The 16741-nt window shown below is 35.0% G+C and carries 12 protein-coding genes and 1 tRNA gene; 9 read left to right on the top strand and 4 right to left on the bottom strand.

Annotated features, from left to right (window positions below; all coding sequences use genetic code 11):
* Positions 1-402: 402 nt before the first annotated feature.
* A complete protein-coding gene (locus LEP1GSC049_RS218605) occupies positions 403-1464 on the bottom strand; it encodes an SMP-30/gluconolactonase/LRE family protein (protein ID WP_004754823.1) in 1062 nt (353 codons plus the stop codon).
* A gap of 147 nt (positions 1465-1611) precedes the next feature.
* Here LEP1GSC049_RS218605 and LEP1GSC049_RS218610 point away from each other — a divergent pair, with 147 nt between their 5' ends.
* From LEP1GSC049_RS218610 to LEP1GSC049_RS218625, 5 genes are all read left to right on the top strand, one after another.
* Positions 1612-1869 (top strand): LIMLP_16025 family protein, encoded by a 258-nt coding sequence (locus LEP1GSC049_RS218610; RefSeq protein ID WP_004755164.1) that lies wholly within the window; start codon positions 1612-1614, stop codon positions 1867-1869.
* Between the two features lie 414 nt (positions 1870-2283).
* Positions 2284-2415 carry a hypothetical protein gene (locus tag LEP1GSC049_RS2000000228925; RefSeq protein ID WP_004754082.1) on the top strand — a complete coding sequence of 44 codons (132 nt, stop codon included), beginning with the start codon at positions 2284-2286 and terminating at the stop codon, positions 2413-2415.
* A gap of 170 nt (positions 2416-2585) precedes the next feature.
* Positions 2586-3551, top strand: coding sequence for an NAD-dependent epimerase/dehydratase family protein (locus LEP1GSC049_RS218615; protein ID WP_016560650.1), 966 nt, complete (start codon positions 2586-2588; stop codon positions 3549-3551).
* Positions 3552-3990: 439 nt separating this feature from the next.
* Positions 3991-4725, top strand: a complete 735-nt coding sequence (locus LEP1GSC049_RS218620; RefSeq protein ID WP_016560600.1) for a hypothetical protein — start codon at positions 3991-3993, stop codon at positions 4723-4725.
* A 13-nt stretch (positions 4726-4738) separates the two neighbouring features.
* Positions 4739-5284, top strand: a complete 546-nt coding sequence (locus LEP1GSC049_RS218625; RefSeq protein ID WP_004755389.1) for a YceI family protein — start codon at positions 4739-4741, stop codon at positions 5282-5284.
* Between the two features lie 46 nt (positions 5285-5330).
* On the opposite strand, the gene LEP1GSC049_RS218630 is transcribed toward LEP1GSC049_RS218625, so the two are convergent.
* Together LEP1GSC049_RS218630 and metG are read right to left on the bottom strand one after the other, a co-directional pair.
* The gene (locus LEP1GSC049_RS218630) at positions 5331-7964 is read right to left on the bottom strand and encodes a bifunctional uridylyltransferase/uridylyl-removing protein GlnD (protein WP_025175930.1); all 2634 of its coding nucleotides are present in this window, start codon (positions 7962-7964) and stop codon (positions 5331-5333) included.
* Positions 7965-8341: 377 nt separating this feature from the next.
* On the bottom strand, positions 8342-10483 hold the full coding sequence (gene metG / locus LEP1GSC049_RS218635) for a methionine--tRNA ligase (RefSeq protein WP_004754005.1): 2142 nt from the start codon (positions 10481-10483) through the stop codon (positions 8342-8344).
* A 116-nt stretch (positions 10484-10599) separates the two neighbouring features.
* On the opposite strand from metG, the gene LEP1GSC049_RS218640 reads away from it, so the two are divergent.
* Positions 10600-11103: a tellurite resistance TerB family protein gene (locus LEP1GSC049_RS218640; RefSeq protein ID WP_420890165.1), complete on the top strand. Its 504-nt coding sequence runs from the start codon at positions 10600-10602 to the stop codon at positions 11101-11103.
* Between the two features lie 77 nt (positions 11104-11180).
* Positions 11181-12194 (top strand): hypothetical protein, encoded by a 1014-nt coding sequence (locus LEP1GSC049_RS218645; RefSeq protein ID WP_016748205.1) that lies wholly within the window; start codon positions 11181-11183, stop codon positions 12192-12194.
* An 867-nt stretch (positions 12195-13061) separates the two neighbouring features.
* Here the strand turns inward: LEP1GSC049_RS218645 and LEP1GSC049_RS218650 are convergent.
* Positions 13062-14216 carry a helix-turn-helix domain-containing protein gene (locus LEP1GSC049_RS218650; RefSeq protein ID WP_016560653.1) on the bottom strand — a complete coding sequence of 385 codons (1155 nt, stop codon included), beginning with the start codon at positions 14214-14216 and terminating at the stop codon, positions 13062-13064.
* Positions 14217-15575: 1359 nt separating this feature from the next.
* On the opposite strand from LEP1GSC049_RS218650, the gene LEP1GSC049_RS218655 reads away from it, so the two are divergent.
* A complete protein-coding gene (locus tag LEP1GSC049_RS218655) occupies positions 15576-16142 on the top strand; it encodes a DUF1569 domain-containing protein (protein ID WP_004763329.1) in 567 nt (188 codons plus the stop codon).
* 301 nt (positions 16143-16443) lie between these two features.
* Positions 16444-16520, top strand: a tRNA-Val gene (locus tag LEP1GSC049_RS218660).
* The last annotated feature ends 221 nt before the right edge of the window (positions 16521-16741 follow it).

Here is a 16741-nt window from a genome sequence, read left to right as displayed (position 1 = left end):
CAGCAAAACGCTTTTTACTAAAGCGTTCTAGGTCGTTCGACAGGTCGCGTTGGAAACTCAACACAACGCTTTCCTAAGGGTCGCGTTGTGGAGTCAAGTTATTGAAATTAAAGAAATTGAATGTATAACTATTGCACACAATAACTTGACTGGAGCTAAGAGCCCGGTCCCGCCTGTTCTCGTTTAATCTTTCTCTTTATAGACCATTGGCGGGATTCGCCCGGGTTTTTACGTTGAATTCACGTTATAATAGAGTCCTAATATTTTGTAATTACGATTAAAATTCGCGATACTCAATTGGATAGAGATCAATAAAAAGTTCATAAATTATACAATGACTGTTTTTGTGGATTCAAAGATGATTGAAGTTCTGAGATAAACTCAAAACTAAAATTTACTATTTCAATCGGAATTATTATATTCACAATTTAGAATATATGGATTGAATACTTGACCTATATACAATCTTCCTTCGAAAGGTATTGCGGTACTTCCGGCTGAAATTAAGTCTCCTGGATTAGCAAACACTTCTTGAAAGGTTCCGTCCGAAGAAATTCGAAATATTATAGTCGGTGATAAATAGTCTGGATTGCCTATATGTCTTAAAAATTGATACCCAGAGCCGTGAGTGACCGCAAAAATTCTACCTTTTGAATCTATTTCTAGGTTGTCAGGTCCAAAATGAATTAGGATCTTTTTCGGTTCTCCAAGTATCGGTTTTCCCTGTTCTTTGCGGATTTGAAATTGAAATACACTTTGATCCATATAACCGGACCGATATAGAAATTCGTTTCCTTGGGAATCTTTTGTATATAAAATTCCATTTCCGAAAGAAAGAGGATTTCCGAGATTTGACCAGGTTTTACCGTCGTAGTAGGAAATTTCTGAGCGTTTGATTTGAAACAGATCATCCCAGAGATACCTTGGGACGTTTCCCTTTCCATGATCATTGGAAAGATAAATTTCATTTTCGGATACTACTGAAAGATCATTCGGACTTGTTAGTAATGGGTCTGTAAGAGTTCCTACATGGGACCATTCTTTTCCCTTTCGTTCAAAGATTTCGATTGTATGAATCTTGAAAGGTTGTGGGTGAGAAATTACGTAGAGTCTGTAAGTATTTTTGGTTTTAAGAAGACTCATTCCGTGGGGTCGAAATTCAGAAGGATATTTTACTGGGATTTCTTCAGGAGTCGCAGATGGATTTTTCAAATCGATCCTAAAAATTTTTCCAGTTTGGTTTTTAGTTCTTCTTTCGTGACTTGAAATATATAAAATTCTTTCTTCTCGATCGATCGCTAAATCTTCGGGACCCGGAAGTCCTTCGATTCTTTTACAGTCCATTTGAGAAGGGCCAATTGGTTTGATTTCTACTCCGCAATTGAAAAGCCCCCAGATGACAAATAAAGTCATTCCCAAAAAAGAAAGTAAGTAATTCTCACTTTTTTCTGTCTGTTTTAACAATGTGCATTATCCTATCTTTTTTAAATTCTTTGAACTACTAAAAAATAGAGATAGGTAAGAAAAAAAGGAAAAAAGTATTGCCATTTTTATGCACTGCACAAAAATGGAGAACGAGATCCTCGAAAGCAAACTGAGAGGTAGTTGTATATGGAAAATAAAAAATTAAATGACATAATCAACGTAGGGATCGGAGCCGTTCAGACTTCTCGCGAGATTTTTGATAAACTCGTAGATGAATTGAATGAAGGCAAAGAGAAGATCGAAGCAAGATTTGATCAATTAAAAACACAGGGGGAAAAAGATATGAGTGATAACGCCCTGAAGTTAAAAGTCAATTTAGCTTGGGGGCTGGTTCGTTTCGAAGAGATTCGAGATAATATCCTCAACCATTTTATCAAAAAATAGGATTTTTGCTAAACCAAAGAATTTTGTTTTTTGCTCTCTGAATTTTAAGGAAATACGTTCCGAATAAATTCGCCGTTCTTGAGAGCCTTCTTCCCGAATTTTCGGGAGGAAGGAATTTCTTAAATAAAGTTTCACATATTCTAATATTGAGATTGTTCCAAAACCTCAGAAGGTATCAACAATAAACCCTTTAGAAATTTCTAATAAAATGCAGTAGTTCCCACAAGTTACGTCGCATCTGGACTAAATCATTTGCAATCCAACAAGTCTTTTTATTTTAACGTGAACTCGATGTAAGGAGCTCATGATTCTGAAAAAAGTTGAAAGCTGGCCTCTACAGATTGATTCTTTAAATGTGGGAACTACCACAATTATCCAAAAGGATATAGATTCTAAGGGGACGTAATCCGTGAGATGTACTACGTTTTATTAAGACTTGCAAAAAGAATTTCTATCAGAGTTTGTGTCGGACAATTTTTGAAACCTGTAAAAGCGGATATTGTATATGATGAAGGTCGCAAACGTGAATTTTATACAAAAAACTGATTGTACAATCCATTTATTTTAGATTTTAAAAGAAGTTATTTTTAAGAGTAATGACGGAATGTTTACGAATAGATTTGTATATGAAAAAATATTATAAAATCAATCTATTTTTATATAAAAAATAAACTTAAGAAAATAATAAATCGCTTATATTCAAGGAGGATGAGGAGATGAAAATTTTTATAACAGGGGCGTCCGGTTTTGTAGGAGAGGCAGCAACCCGGATTTTATCAAAAAAACATACCATATTAGCGATGTCTCGATCCGAAAAAACGGATTTAGTAGTATCCAAAGCGGGGGGAAAACCGGTTCGATGCGAACTCAATTCGGTGGATCCCAGTTTCTTACAAGGAATCGACGTAGTTATTCACAGTGCGGCTTATGTGGAACAATGGGGGCCTTTCCAAGATTTTTGGAAAGTAAACGTGGAAGGAACTGCTCAACTTTTAGAGGCATCCCGACAAGCAGGTGTTAAACGATTTATTTTTATCGGAACCGAAGCGGCGCTTTTTTACGGACAACCGATGATCGATATAGACGAATCTTATCCTTATCCGAAAAATTCCCCTTTTCCTTATTCTAAAACCAAAGCCGAAGCAGAAAAATTAGTACTAAAGTCCAATTCTTCTGAGATGCAGACGCTTTCAATTCGTCCTCGTTTGATTTGGGGGCCGGGAGATAAAACGGTTCTACCAATTCTTTTAAAAATGATTGCGGAAGGAAAATTTTCTTGGATCGACGACGGAAAGGCTCTCACCAGTACAACTCATATTTATAATTTAGTACATGCCATCGAACTGGCTCTTACCAAAGGCCAAGGAGGAAGGGCGTATTTCGTAACGGACGATGAAATATTCAACTTTCGTAATTTTCTAGAATCTCTACTGACAACTCAAAAAGTAACGGCGCCAAATCGTTCAATTCCGGGATGGCTCGCACGTTTTTTAGCGAGAATTGTCGAAGCGGTTTGGAAATTATTCGGGATTAAAAATGAACCTCCTTTGACCCGTTTTAGCGCTAGTATCATGTCCAGAGATTGTACGATTAAAATAGATAACGCTAAAAAAGACTTAGGTTATTCTCCCTTATTGACGGTTAGTCAAGGGCTCGAAGAGATGCCGATTCTAAGGTCATGACATTCAAAAGTTAGAATATAGAATTTACTTCGTAAAAATTTATAAATTTCAGAATAATCTTGATTTATAATATTTCTACGTCTTTGTAAAATACATAACTTATTTTTGAAAGTAGATATGGGTTTTCTAAAAACTTTATTAGAGTTATTGAAAAATTAATTCTATATCTGTTTCTATTTCATGGAAACGATCGATTGAATTAGTTTTGTTAATTGAACTTTTAAAAACTTTATTATCTTTGAATTTTATAAAGGTATCTTAAAAAAATAAAACTACTCAATATCATTTTTTGGAATTTATCCAAAGAATTCGTTTTTCTTTATAGACGAAAAAGAAATTCTTAAATCATTCATTTCGAAAAAATCTGCGGAATTTTGTTGTATAAGGAAAACTTTTCCTTTATACTCTCCAAGAACCGAAAAAGAATAAGGATTTTATTATGATTCGAAAAAGGTTTTTAATTCTGTTGTTATCTGGTTTTTTCGTCTGGAATACGTTAGACGCTCAAGCCACAACTACTACGATCTCGTCAAAGTCGAATTCTAAAACGACTAAGGAAGAGATTTCAATCCGAAGAAAAATGTTGGATTTTCATCAACTTGCAGGTTTTATCACATTAGGACTTTGGTTGGTTACGAATTTGGAAGGTGAAAAGGCAAAAGATAGTTTATATAGAAAATCGGATGAATATTCTAAGATTTTGCTTCTTACACATCCGGAATATTCAAACAATGATCCGCTTTATTCGATTTCTTTGTTTCAAGGTTTAGACCAGAATAGTATTGCCGCCACGTATTTTCTTTTCAAAGATCCCGCTAATAATTTTCCTTTGTATTTTGTATTAAAATCTAACGAAGAATGGGAAGCGAAACATTCTGGAAGTTTCCATAAACAATTAGCATATTCTACTTTTGGAATGTATCTTTTGACTGCGGGTTTAGCTTTTTTTGCTCCTAAGAGAGTTGTAGATTCGGAAGATTCGGACGTAAATGTTTATAGCCCCATTTTCGCTCACAAGGCTTTGATTCCTTTACATTTAGCGGCGATGTTGATTTTACCTTCTTTGGGACAAAGGATCGAGAAACACGGACCCGAAGCGGCGAGAGATATGCAACAAGTAGGATGGGCTGGTTTTGGAGCCTTTACTTTGTCTTTGTTCGTAATTACATTTTAAGGAATTTTAATATATGAAACATTTTAACCAATTCTTTTTGTCGTTTTTGATTTTTTTTACATCTCAAAGTTATGCGTCTGAGATCCTTAAAAAAGAAATCACTTTTCTGGCGATCCATCCTATGAAAGAAGTTCACGGGGTTTGTAAGGAGATACAAATCGATTCTCCTCAAATTCAAACAAACGGAACCGTTTATAAATTGAATTCTCCTTTTGGAATTAAAATTCCGATTTTGAAAATTCATTCGGGGGATGAAAACAGAGATTCTCATATCATGGAAATTTTAGGTTATCCTGATATTCCGGAAATTATAGTCGTAGTGGAATCCGCCGACTCCGTAGGTGAAACGTATTTGATTCGTGGTAAACTTACGATTCACGGAATTACTCGCGACTTTCAATCTTCTGGAAAAGTTGAGCCAAAGGGAGTGGGGCAGATCCGTATATTTGGAAAAGTAAATATTCAATTTTCCGATTTTAGTCTAGAAAAACCGTCTCTTTTATTTATAAAGGCAAAGGAAGAAATTGAAATCGGATATGACTTTTTGATTAAGATATAAAAACATTTCGTATTCTAAATTCTTGAATCAAGAAATAAGTTTCCGTTTAAATAACGGAAACCTCTTCTAAAATTTGTTCTCCTAGCTGGATAGTAAGAATTTTTTCTTTTAATTTCAAAAGTAAGTTCTGATCTTCCAGCTTACAACCGTTAGACGTTTGAAGATAAAAAGAATCATACGCGTAATCGGCACTCGTAGAAACTCTCAAGTAACAAACCTTAAGATCTAAATAAAGAATGATTTGAAGGATTCTATAAACCAGACCCACAACATCCGGCATTCTAACTTCCATAATTGTTACGTCTGGAAGGTCCTCGTTATAAAATTGAACGGAACGATTGACGATACTTTCTGGTGCAGGTTTTCTAGGATTCCAATCCGTTCTCTGGAACGCGATACTTTCACGTTTTAAATTTCCGGACGATATGGATTTGAGTTTGTTTTCGACTCGATCCAGTTTACTTTGTGGGATATTTCCTCCTCCGGTTGAATCGGTCAATTGAACCGTCGTGATCCAATATTCTCCAAGAGTATAACTTTTCATTCCTAAAAGACTGAGTCCTTCGGAAGAAATGGTGCAGGATAGATCCAAAAGAATTTCCGGTTGATTTGACGTAACTACGTCAATGGTAACAAACGCCGGATCTTGTTCCGTTTCAAAGATTGTTCTAAGAACGGGGTTTTGTGCGAGTATTCCGATCGATTTAAAATTTCTTAATATTTTGCGATTAGATACCGTGTTTAGATAAGAGGGTGGAATAACTTGGTCGGCGAACTCTACGATGGATTTAGAAATTTCTTTGTTTAAATTTTCTTTGTCGATTAGATAATTTTTTAGATTTTCTAATTGAATCTCTCGAGTAGGTCCCGTTTGTTCGAAGTTATCTTTGGAGTCTCCTGCAAGATAGGGAATTGTATTTTGATAGAGTGTGTTTAATATTGCACTTTTCCAATTGGTAAGTACTCCAGTCCCGACGGACTTAGTATCTATTACGGTCAGAATATAAAGTTTTCTTAATCTTTCTCTGCTTCCTACAATTCTTGCAAAGTCAAGGATCAATTTCGGATCGCCTATATCCCTTTTAGAACTCAACTCCGACATGACGGTATGTTTTTCAACTAAAAAACGACACAAGTCCGTATCTTCTTCATCAAGTCCTAATCTGTCTCCTAAAGATACAACTAGTTCCGCTCCGTATTCGGAATGGTCCCCTTCTTTTACTTTGCCAGCGTCGTGTAATAAAATTGCAAGCGCCAGAAGTTCGATTTTGGAACACTCGTTGTAGGCTTTTTGAACTTCCTCGTCTTGAAATTCTCCTCGATCTAAAAGATCAAGTTCATGCAAAATCAATAATGTATGTTCGTCTACCGTGTATTCGTGGTGATAACTGAACAGTGGAAAGTTGGTGCAAGCGCCGAATTCGGGTAAAATCGCTCCTAAAACTCCGGATTCGTGCATTAACTTCAAAATTCTTCCTCTTTGAGAAGGAGTTCTCAGAATTTTTAAAAATTCCTCATTCACTTCGGATGAATACTTAAAATCGTCGTCCAAAAAATTTGACGCGAACCTAAATTCGTTTAATAAAGTTCCGGAAACTTGTAGATTCTTTTCCTGAATCATTCTAAAAGAACGCATAACGTCTCTGTAAACCGTATGTGGATTTGTAAATAACGTTCCGATTGTAGGAGGAAAAACGGTATCTCCTATTTTAAAAAAATTAAGATCTTCGTAGGAAAAACTTTCTCCTTTTGAACTTCTTCTTTTTTCGAGAATGGAATCTAAGTAAGTACGGATAATAAAGTAGATATTTTTTTGATGACGATATAATACGTGCATAAATTTTTCAACGGAAGAGAGTTCTTCTTTTTTGCCGTAACCTAAATACTCCGCAACTTCCTGTTGAAGGTTTAGATCCAATCGATCCGTTTTCCTGGAAGTGATCGTGTGCATTGCGATTCTTACGCGTAGAATAAAATCGTAAGCTTCCTGTAGCAGTTGAATTTCTCCTCTTTGAAAGGCGGGAAGTATGGATAATCCGCTTAAGGACGGAAGATTGCGGAACGGTTTTTCCATCCAGAACATATATTGTATGTCTCGAAGTCCGCAAAGATCCGTTTTTAGATTTGGTTCGCTTAACAAAATCGGACGTTCTTCGTTGAGAAACCGAGATGTTAAAATCTCTTCCTTGATTTCATTATAACGTTTTGTTAATTTTATCGGAAGTTTTTCCAGAAAATTCGTTTTAAACTTTTCGAATAGAGATTTTGATCCGGCAAGAAAACGAGCATCTAAAAAAGCGTGATAAGTGGACATATCATCTAGGTAGCGAAAACATTCTTTGATCGTTCTACAAGAATGTCCGACTTCTTTTCCGGAATCGTATAGATAAGTGTTGATCTTGGAAATGATCGTTTCTAATCTTTCCTCTTTGATTCCGTTATGTAGATACAAAAGGTCAATGTCGGAATGAGGTGCCATTTCCATTCTTCCATATCCGCCCATTGCAATGATAGAGAGTTCGTCTCCGGACTTTAATCCGATTTTTGAACTTTCAAATTTGGAAAGTATAAAAGAATCCACGATATGTGTAAGTTGTCTCGAAACGAGTCGCCCGTCTACGTTCTTACTTTTTTCTAAGAGTCTTTGAAAACTGTAGGTTATATCTAATTGTAAAGGCATATGATGAATGAGTTCCAGAGGGATTGTCTTATTGTTTTGTTTTCCGGAATGGAATATTCTGATTTCAATTAAAACATACAATCCGAATTTTCATTTTTTAGCGGTCTTATTTTGAATTTGTTTCAGAACTAAAGTTTACCCGATTGAAAGTTAAGTTGCAAGAATCTCTTATATTGAACTTACATTAAAATTAAAGTCTTGCGACAGAAATACTATACTACTAGGACTTTTTGAAAAGAGATTGTGCAGAGAATGTTTTTCACTCTATTCAATATAAATTGTAAATCCGGGAGTTACATTCTAAATTACGCATATAAATTTGTCTCAGTACAAAAGGGTAGATTGTGTAAGTCGGAATAAAATTTCAGATAAGCCGTTTATTTCAATCGGTCTCCCGGTTTAGCGTCCTTGTGAGGTATAAATAAACTCAAAGATTCGCCTTCGCCGGAAGCGAGTAACATCGCTTCGGAAATTCCGAACTTCATCTTTCTAGGTTTGAGATTGGCGACGACCACAACCTTTAGACCTTTTAAATTTTCTGGTTGATAAGCGACTTTAATTCCCGCAAAAACGTTTTTGATTCCTAATTCACCTAAATCCACTTTTACGTTTACGAGTTTATCGGCGCCATCGACCGGACCGGCTTCCACAATTTGACCCACTCTCAATTCTACTTTAGAAAGATCGTCTATAGAAATTTCAAGTCGTTCTTCTTGAACTGGATTTCCGGAAGTTTCTACTTTTTTAGAATGTTCCGATTGTTTATTTTCTTCTAACATAACTTTGATCGCCTTTTCATCCACTCGTTTGGAAATCATTTCGTACGGTAATACTTTGATATTTTCTAATATTCTGTTTTTGTCTAAATCTTTAAACGAAGGAGAACCTTGTAGATTCAGTAATTTATAAATCTGTTCTGAAATTTTAGGAACTACGGGATAAAGATAAATCGCAAGAAAACGACTCGCGTTTAAGGTTACAGTCACGACCTCTCTTGCTTTTTCCGGATTTTCTTTGATGAGTTTCCACGGAGCATTATCGTTGACATAACGATTTACCCTATCTCCAAGACGTGTTATTTCTCTCAAAACTTTAGCATAATTTCTCTGTTCGTATGCGTATTTTATAATATTCTGAATCGACTCCTCACCGGGACCGGATTTTACGGTTTGATATAGAATTTCCTCGATTAGGGCAATGCCCTCTTTGGAAACAACTCCTAACTTTCTATCTAATACGTCTAAAATCGTAGTAGAAACCCTGGAAACTGAATTGATCAAGTTTCCTACAAGATCCGAATTTATTTTATTCACAAAGTCTTCAAAAGAAAGATCGATGTCGTCCATTCCCGGACCTAATTTAGCGGCTAAATAAAAACGAAGATGTTCAGGGTCTAGATGTTTTATAAACGTTTCCGCTTTTATAAACGTCCCTCTGGATTTGGACATTTTTTCTCCGTTGACACCTATAAAACCGTGGACGTGAACTTTAGAAGGGGCTCTATAGTCGCTGCCTTCTAACATAGCTGGCCAAAATAAAGTATGAAAGTATAATATATCCTTACCGATAAAGTGAACGATCTCTGAGTTTTTATCTTTCCAAAAAGAGTCAAACTTGTCCGGTTCGTTTGGAAAATTCTTTTCAAAAAAGTTTTTGGAAGAAGCCATATAACCCACGGGGGCGTCTAACCAAACATAAAAATATTTATTCGTTTCTCCTGGAATTTCAAAACCAAAATAAGGACCGTCTCTGGAAATATCCCAGTCTTGTAGTCCTGCATCAAACCATTCTTTCAGTTTCTTTTTAACACCTTCTGATTCGGAAACGACTCCACTCGTTTCAATCCAGGATTGTAAATCGAAATCAGTTTTTAAATGGGTGATGGTTTCTGATGAAGTCGATTTTTCGGCTTTTTTATGGAAATCTCCCAATTTAAAAAATATATGATCTGAGTTCTTAGCCACCGGAGAAGTTCCGCATAAAGAACAGTGAGAATCGATCAGATCTTTAGGGTTATAAGTGGCGCCACAAACTTCGCAATTATCTCCGTATTGATCTTTGGATTTACAATTGGGGCAAGTGCCTTTGATAAAACGATCTGGAAGAAACATTTTATCTGTTTCGCAGTAGGACTGTTCTATACTTCTTCTTGAAATATGACCTTTCGATTTTAGTTTCAGATAAATATCTTTGGAAATTTCTTGATTCGCTTTAGAATGTGTGGAATCATAATGATCATATTCAATTCCGAAAGAAGTTAAATCTCTATAATGTTCTTGTCCTACTCTTTCGATAAGTTGTTCGGGAGTGATTCCTTCTTTACGCGCCGCTAACATTACAGGGGTTCCGTGCGTGTCGTCTGCACAAAAAAAATAACATTCGTTTCCAATTGCCTTTTGAAATCGAACCCAAATGTCTGTTTGAATTCCTTCTAATACATGGCCTAAATGAATCGGACCGTTCGCATAAGGAAGAGCTGAAGTAACTAGTATCTTTCTATGAGACGAAGAAGAGTTCACAAAAGTCAGGTTCTTAAAATTTAGGTCAAAATCAACGTCTTTCTTTTCGGATTTTCATTGCAAAATCAATGGTTCGGATAGAATTTTCTGAAAACCTGGAGGAACCACCGATGCCAATGGAGAATCTTTCATCTCTTGCAAGTAAAGTTCTGCCGGGGCATGAATTCTATGAGAAGTTCAGAGAAGAAATGAACCCTGAGCAGGAGATATTCCATTTAAAGATGAACTATACAAAGGTTCTAGTCAGCATCTGGTCTTATTCCTGTATGGCCGACGGAATCTTTCATCAAAAAGAAGGAAGTCTTGTCGGACAGATGGTAAAAGCACTTTTCGAGGAAGGTTGTATCTTCTTTGATCATCAAAGCGAAAAAACTTCTATCATCGGAGAGTTGTCGGAAGTGTTTGAAAATCCTCTTCCAGTAAAAACGGTCCGTAATTTTTCGGAAGGAAATCCGATTATGGCGGCCGGTTTTTATGAAGACGCGTGTGTAATCGTTTCTATGGATGGGGCTCTTACTAAGAAGGAAAGAGAATTTTTAGACGACCTTGCAAAGGAACTCGAGATTTCTTCTATGGATAAGAAGAATATCGAAAATAGAATTCTTGAGAAAAAGAAGTAAACGTCTCGATTGAAAAACGATCCTTTTTTCTTTTCGGTGGTTTCCTTTAAAACCGACAATTTTCCCATTCATAAAGAGTGCGTAACGCTCCTTCCGTTTGGTGCGGCCTTCCCATGGGTAAAGTTTTTATGAATTGGATGGGGGAGGTGATATTTTATCTTTTAATTATATATGCCAGTCTTCAGTTTTTGGTATCTGGTCCTGTATTACAACTTCTGATTAATTTTTTTTCCTTCCGACATTTTAAATTCAAATGGATCTCTTCTGGAATACTGTTGCCTATCTTTTACGTAATTTCTAAAAATTGTACCATCGAATTTCCGGGAATATTAAAAACGGATCAAGTTTATGCAAGGATTTCTTTTTTAAATCTAAAGATCGACTTTTTCTCGCTTTTCAAAGGTAAATTGAGGATCCCTTTCTCTATATTCAAAAATTTTCATATGGATTACACGAACATAATAAGTCCACAGAAAAAAATAGGACTAATGCCTAAACGTGGGAAAATCGTATTCCAAAATATGAAAATAGAAAATGGATCGATTTCCATAGTGGATAAAACCTTAACCCCTACCTATTCAATTCAATTGCACGATATATCGATCGAAGGCGGATATATGGATTCCGGCTCTCCTCTCGAAATTCTTTTCAGGACTAAAAGTGGATTTTGTAGACTTGGAAAAAGAGGGACGCTCAAGATTGGAGTTTTAGGCGGGGAAACGAGGGGTTTTTTATCGTTAAACGACATCACTTGGTCTGAACTTGCTGGACTGCAGGTAATTCCTCTTCCGTTTCTTAAAAATAGGGTTCGGATTTACGTGGAGTTTAAACATATCAATCAGGATGAAACGATTGTAGAAGGAACCCTGATTCATTTCGCCCCCAATTCTCAGAATAAGCCGGAACAGAATTATCCGTTTCATTTTACAATTTTATGGAATAATTATAATCTACCTTTTGATCTTGCGCTTAGAGAGCTCGTTTTGGAATTATTTCTTAAAATTAAACTGAAAGGAGTGATGACTAGAATGCTCCAAACGGTGGCGAAAGGTTTATATACGATTATAGGAAGAAATCGCCCTCATTCATAAGATTTACATTGAAGTTGTATATAAAGATTTAGCAACGTAATATGATATTTCGTTTTAAATTAACGTGAGCAGGGCGTAACAAATGCGAAAGCGATTATTATGCTGCGATCCATAGAAAGCCATAACCAATCCCACAAGTATTTAGATTTCAATATAGATCTGTCGGAATTACGACAAATCCTTTGTAAAACTGAGTTCCCATCCTACAACGCGATCCGTAGAGAGCCATAACCTTACCCACAAGTATATTAAATCTGTGGGAATTACGACAAATCCTCTGTAAAACTGAGTTCCCGCCCTTATTTTTGGGTGGGGCAACTCAATGAATTGCTTCCCATGGGTCGCAATTCAGGTGGAGAAATTCGGAAGACTTTTCTCTATCAGAAAAACATGCTTTTTGCAAGTAAAAAGACTCATTCTTGTCGGAACACTTGAAAAATGTGCGTTTTTGAGCCTTCTGATTCTAAAATCCTATTCAACTTGTGGGTAAGGTTATGGTAGAAAGCGTTTTGCTTTAGTTCAATTCTGATTCTAAAATCTTCTTTCAACTTGTGGTAAGGTTATGGTAGAGAGCAGCACCTGAGTTTATTATTTGCCCCAATTTTCTTACGCCGAACTCACGTTAGATTACAATTTAGAACGCGATCTGTCGAGCGACCGTAGAAGCGAGACGCTTTAGTTTGAGGAAAGCGTTTTGCTAAAGTTTCTTCGAGCGGTCATAGAAACGAGACGATTTAGTTTCACAAAAATGTGGGAACTCTTACAATTTTAAATATTCTGGAAATTTATAAATCGTCTTAAAAAGTTTAAATTTGTGGGAACTACTTAGTTTTAGTTCAAACTACAGATCGATTCGGACACAAATGTTTAGATCGAATGAGAATATCTAGGATCCAAATTTTCCATTTCATCTTCCTTACTTTTATAATTGGGAAGGTTCTCTTCTCTGAAGGCTTTCGGAGATTTTTTGGTTTCTTTCAAAAATGCTCTGTGGAATGCAGAAGAAGAACTAAAACCTACGGCCATTCCTATGGAAAGAATAGAACGATCCGGTTCCTCTAACAACATAACCTTTGCTTCCTTTACCCGGTGATGGTTAATAAAGGTATTAAAATTCATTCCCATATGTTCATTTAAAAAAGCGGAAAGATGATGTACGGAGAGGCCCATTTCCGATGCTAGGGAAGGAAGTCTAAGTTCTTCATCTAGATGAACCTTTTCATTCTGCATCAGTTCTGCGAGTTTAGTTTCTACTTTTTCAATATTAAGGTCTTCTAAAAGAGATCTTTTTTCCTGAATGGAATCTCTTTGGGAATCCATTTCGTTTTTTATGGAATCGTCTAACAGAAATTTGCTTTGGGTTTTTTGAATATCTGAAGAGATCATCGAAATACATTCACTCAGTATGATCGGAGAAAGGATTAAGAAATAATAATGGAATGTATGAATCGGCTCCATGATTTTAGAACCTTCGAAGTAACGAAATACTTCCGTAAGTTTAATGACGAGCAATAGGCTGATAGATGGAAGAATTTTTAACAAGGTATCCTTGTTTTTAGAAGAATATAAAAGAATTAAGGTTTGGAATAAAAGATAGACGAAAAATAGGAGAATTCCCAGAGAAACTATTTCAGAAATATTAGGAATTTTGAATTCATCAAGTAAGTCCCAAATGACTACGATCGCAGCGGTGGAGGCAAAACTGCGAAGAAGAAGTTTTCGAAGTGTGGTAAAATCGGAATAAACATACGGTAAATTATTTTTTTTCGTATTGATCACGAAATTCATGAAAAAGAAAGCAATCGCCATCGAAAAAAAGGCGTAAAAATATTGAGCTAACTTCTTTGCGAAAATGTTTTCCGAGATAAAAACCGTGGCCGTAAAAGACCAAAAAACGCAGGCCATTAAAAAAAACAACACCGAGGTACCGATATTTTTTTGTTTGTTTCTTTTCAAAATCCCAAATGCAGCAATCATAAAATACAATGTTGCCGCTAAAGAATAATATTCAACTTCTTGCACATCCAATTCCTTTTGTTGTTTTTACTCCTATTTTCCCCAAAAACTTTTTATTTATAATGAAGAAGTATTTGTAGAGAGGTCTGCAAATACTTCCTTTGAACACACCCCTTTATGTTTGTTTCAGAGTGTTGTTTTCTCCTATATCCGTTATAACAAAACATTTCCGGGCTTTTGCCCGTTTTTTATTTTTTGAAAATTATAATTTGTAATTCCTGAAAAAATTTACGATTTTGGAAGTTCGTAAATTTGGTCTTTTGCTAAAATTAAGTTGTGTATAGAAATTTTAACTTTCTCCTGAATTATAGAAAAATCTATGTTCGTGGGAAATGCAAAAATTCTAAAGTCCTTTTAAAAATAACTTTTAAATCTTTATAAACAAATCCGAACACCACCTAACGTGCAAATTCCAAAAGTTTCTAAGGCCTAATTTTTGAAACTAAAGAAACATATTTTTGAGTATTTTTTAACGTATTTTAGAAATTAGGTAAAGACTTATTACTAATTCTAAGGAGAACCTTCTTTGAAAAAATCTTTATTCGGTTTTATAACCAAACAATCAAAATACGGAAATATTTCTTGAATTTTGATCGGGGAAGTTCTGATAAAATTATAAACGTTTCAAAAATTTAAATTAGAGTTCTTGAAAAGTTCCATAGTTCAATTAACAAAACTGCTTCCATGAAATAGAAAAAGATGGAGAATTGATTTTTCAACAACTCTATTGTCTTTGAGGATCGGCATAAAACGTTACTCATAACTATATAATAAAGTACCTAATACTTTACATAGAATCAGGGTTTTGTAATAGAATTAACGGTACTCAATTTTATAGAGATCAGTAAGATCTATTTTTTAAAAAATTTATTTGAAGTCTCAATTGTTTTTTATAAATTAACATGAGTTCGACGTAAGAAAATAAAAAAGAATTTTCTAAAAGTATGAGTTCCTACAATTTTAGGATTTGTTCGTGAAATCGTGATTTGTGTAGTTCCCACATTTTAAGAATTGATCTGTAAAGTTCAGATTCCAACTTTTTTCAGAAAAATGAACCCTGGATTCTTTATGCTGAACCCAAGTACTTAGAACTATGTAATAGAGTGTCTAATAAAGAAGTTTGTCCCAAAACCTCATAATGTGGGAACTACTACGAAAATTTAATGAGATTAGAACTGCTTGAAAGTTCGCAAATTGCCAGATGAGACCTAATTTGTAGAAACTACTACATTTTATTAAAAATTTCTAAGAAATTATCGCGTAAAATTCTTTGAGGTTTTGGGACAAGTTCTTAAGACTATTTAGGAAATTTGTCGATTTAGATTTGCAAAAACTTTTCCCTAAAAATTATAATAGGACTTCAATATGCAAAAGTTAAATAGAAAAGAATTTTTAAGTTCTTCCTTAAAGTTTTTCGTTTTCATTGGTGCGGGAACGAGTGTTACTGGGTGCAATTCCGAACCTAAGGGAGTTGTTAACAAAAACCTGTCCTTTGTTTCTCTCTCTCAAGTGTTAAATCAACTTGAAATATTCAAAAAGTTGAATTCGATTCAGGGATATGGAACCTGGGACGCTGGAAAAGTATTTCTTCACTGTGCACAATCGATCGAATATTCAATCCAAGGTTATCCGGAAAATAAAAGCAAACTTTTTCAGAATACGATTGGAAGGCTCGTTTTCTTAAAGTTCGCGTTTTCTCAAAAAATGTCCCATGATTTAGAAGCTCCAATTCCAGGAGCTACGGAAATTCGAATCGATACTTCTTGGAAAGAAAGTATTTCAATTTTACAGGAAACGATTCTTAAGTTTCAGTCTTACGAAGGAGGATTAAAACCTCATTTTGCATATGGAACGTTGACCAAAGAGGAATATGATTTGGCTCACTCGATTCATATTGCTAATCATTTTAGTTTTTTGACTTTTCAATCTTAAAACAATCAGTCTCTGAATTTTAAAAAACTATAAATTCAGAAATCGATGTAATCTATAAGAGTTCCTACATTTTCGCAAAAATCTATCGTTTATCTTCGTTATCATTTTTATGCGTTGAAAATCGTGGATACTTTTGTTTATACAGTTCTGAGTTAGGTGTAAAATAACTATCAGATTTCAATATAAAACGTTGATTTAGTGATTATTATCAAATTAAGAACTCACGTTAAAATTAGGATATAAAAATGAATCTTCTTTACGAATTCAAAGGAAAACAAATTCTGGAAAACAAACCTGTAAAGGGGGATTAGCTCAGCTGGTTAGAGCGCTACCTTGACATGGTAGAGGTCACTGGTTCGATCCCAGTATCTCCCACCACTTACAAAGTTTGTCTTTTTCTAAAAGAAATTGAATTTCTTTTTTATTCCGAAATCAATAAGTAAAATCTTATATAATGTGAGTTCGTCGGAAGAATTTTCCAAAAATAGGAACTACTACAATTGTAAAATTTGTTCGTAAAATCGTTGTTCTGCGATCTTTAATCATTTCATAAAAAATTCATTTTGTGGAATTTCCCAAAAATAAAAGTCCTCAAGTGA

Origin of the sequence: Leptospira kirschneri serovar Cynopteri str. 3522 CT (assembly GCF_000243695.2) — a bacterium.
Lineage (GTDB): Bacteria > Spirochaetota > Leptospiria > Leptospirales > Leptospiraceae > Leptospira > Leptospira kirschneri.
The sequence above is the reverse complement of the archived record's forward strand: the minus strand, read 5'-3'. Positions and strand labels throughout refer to the sequence as shown.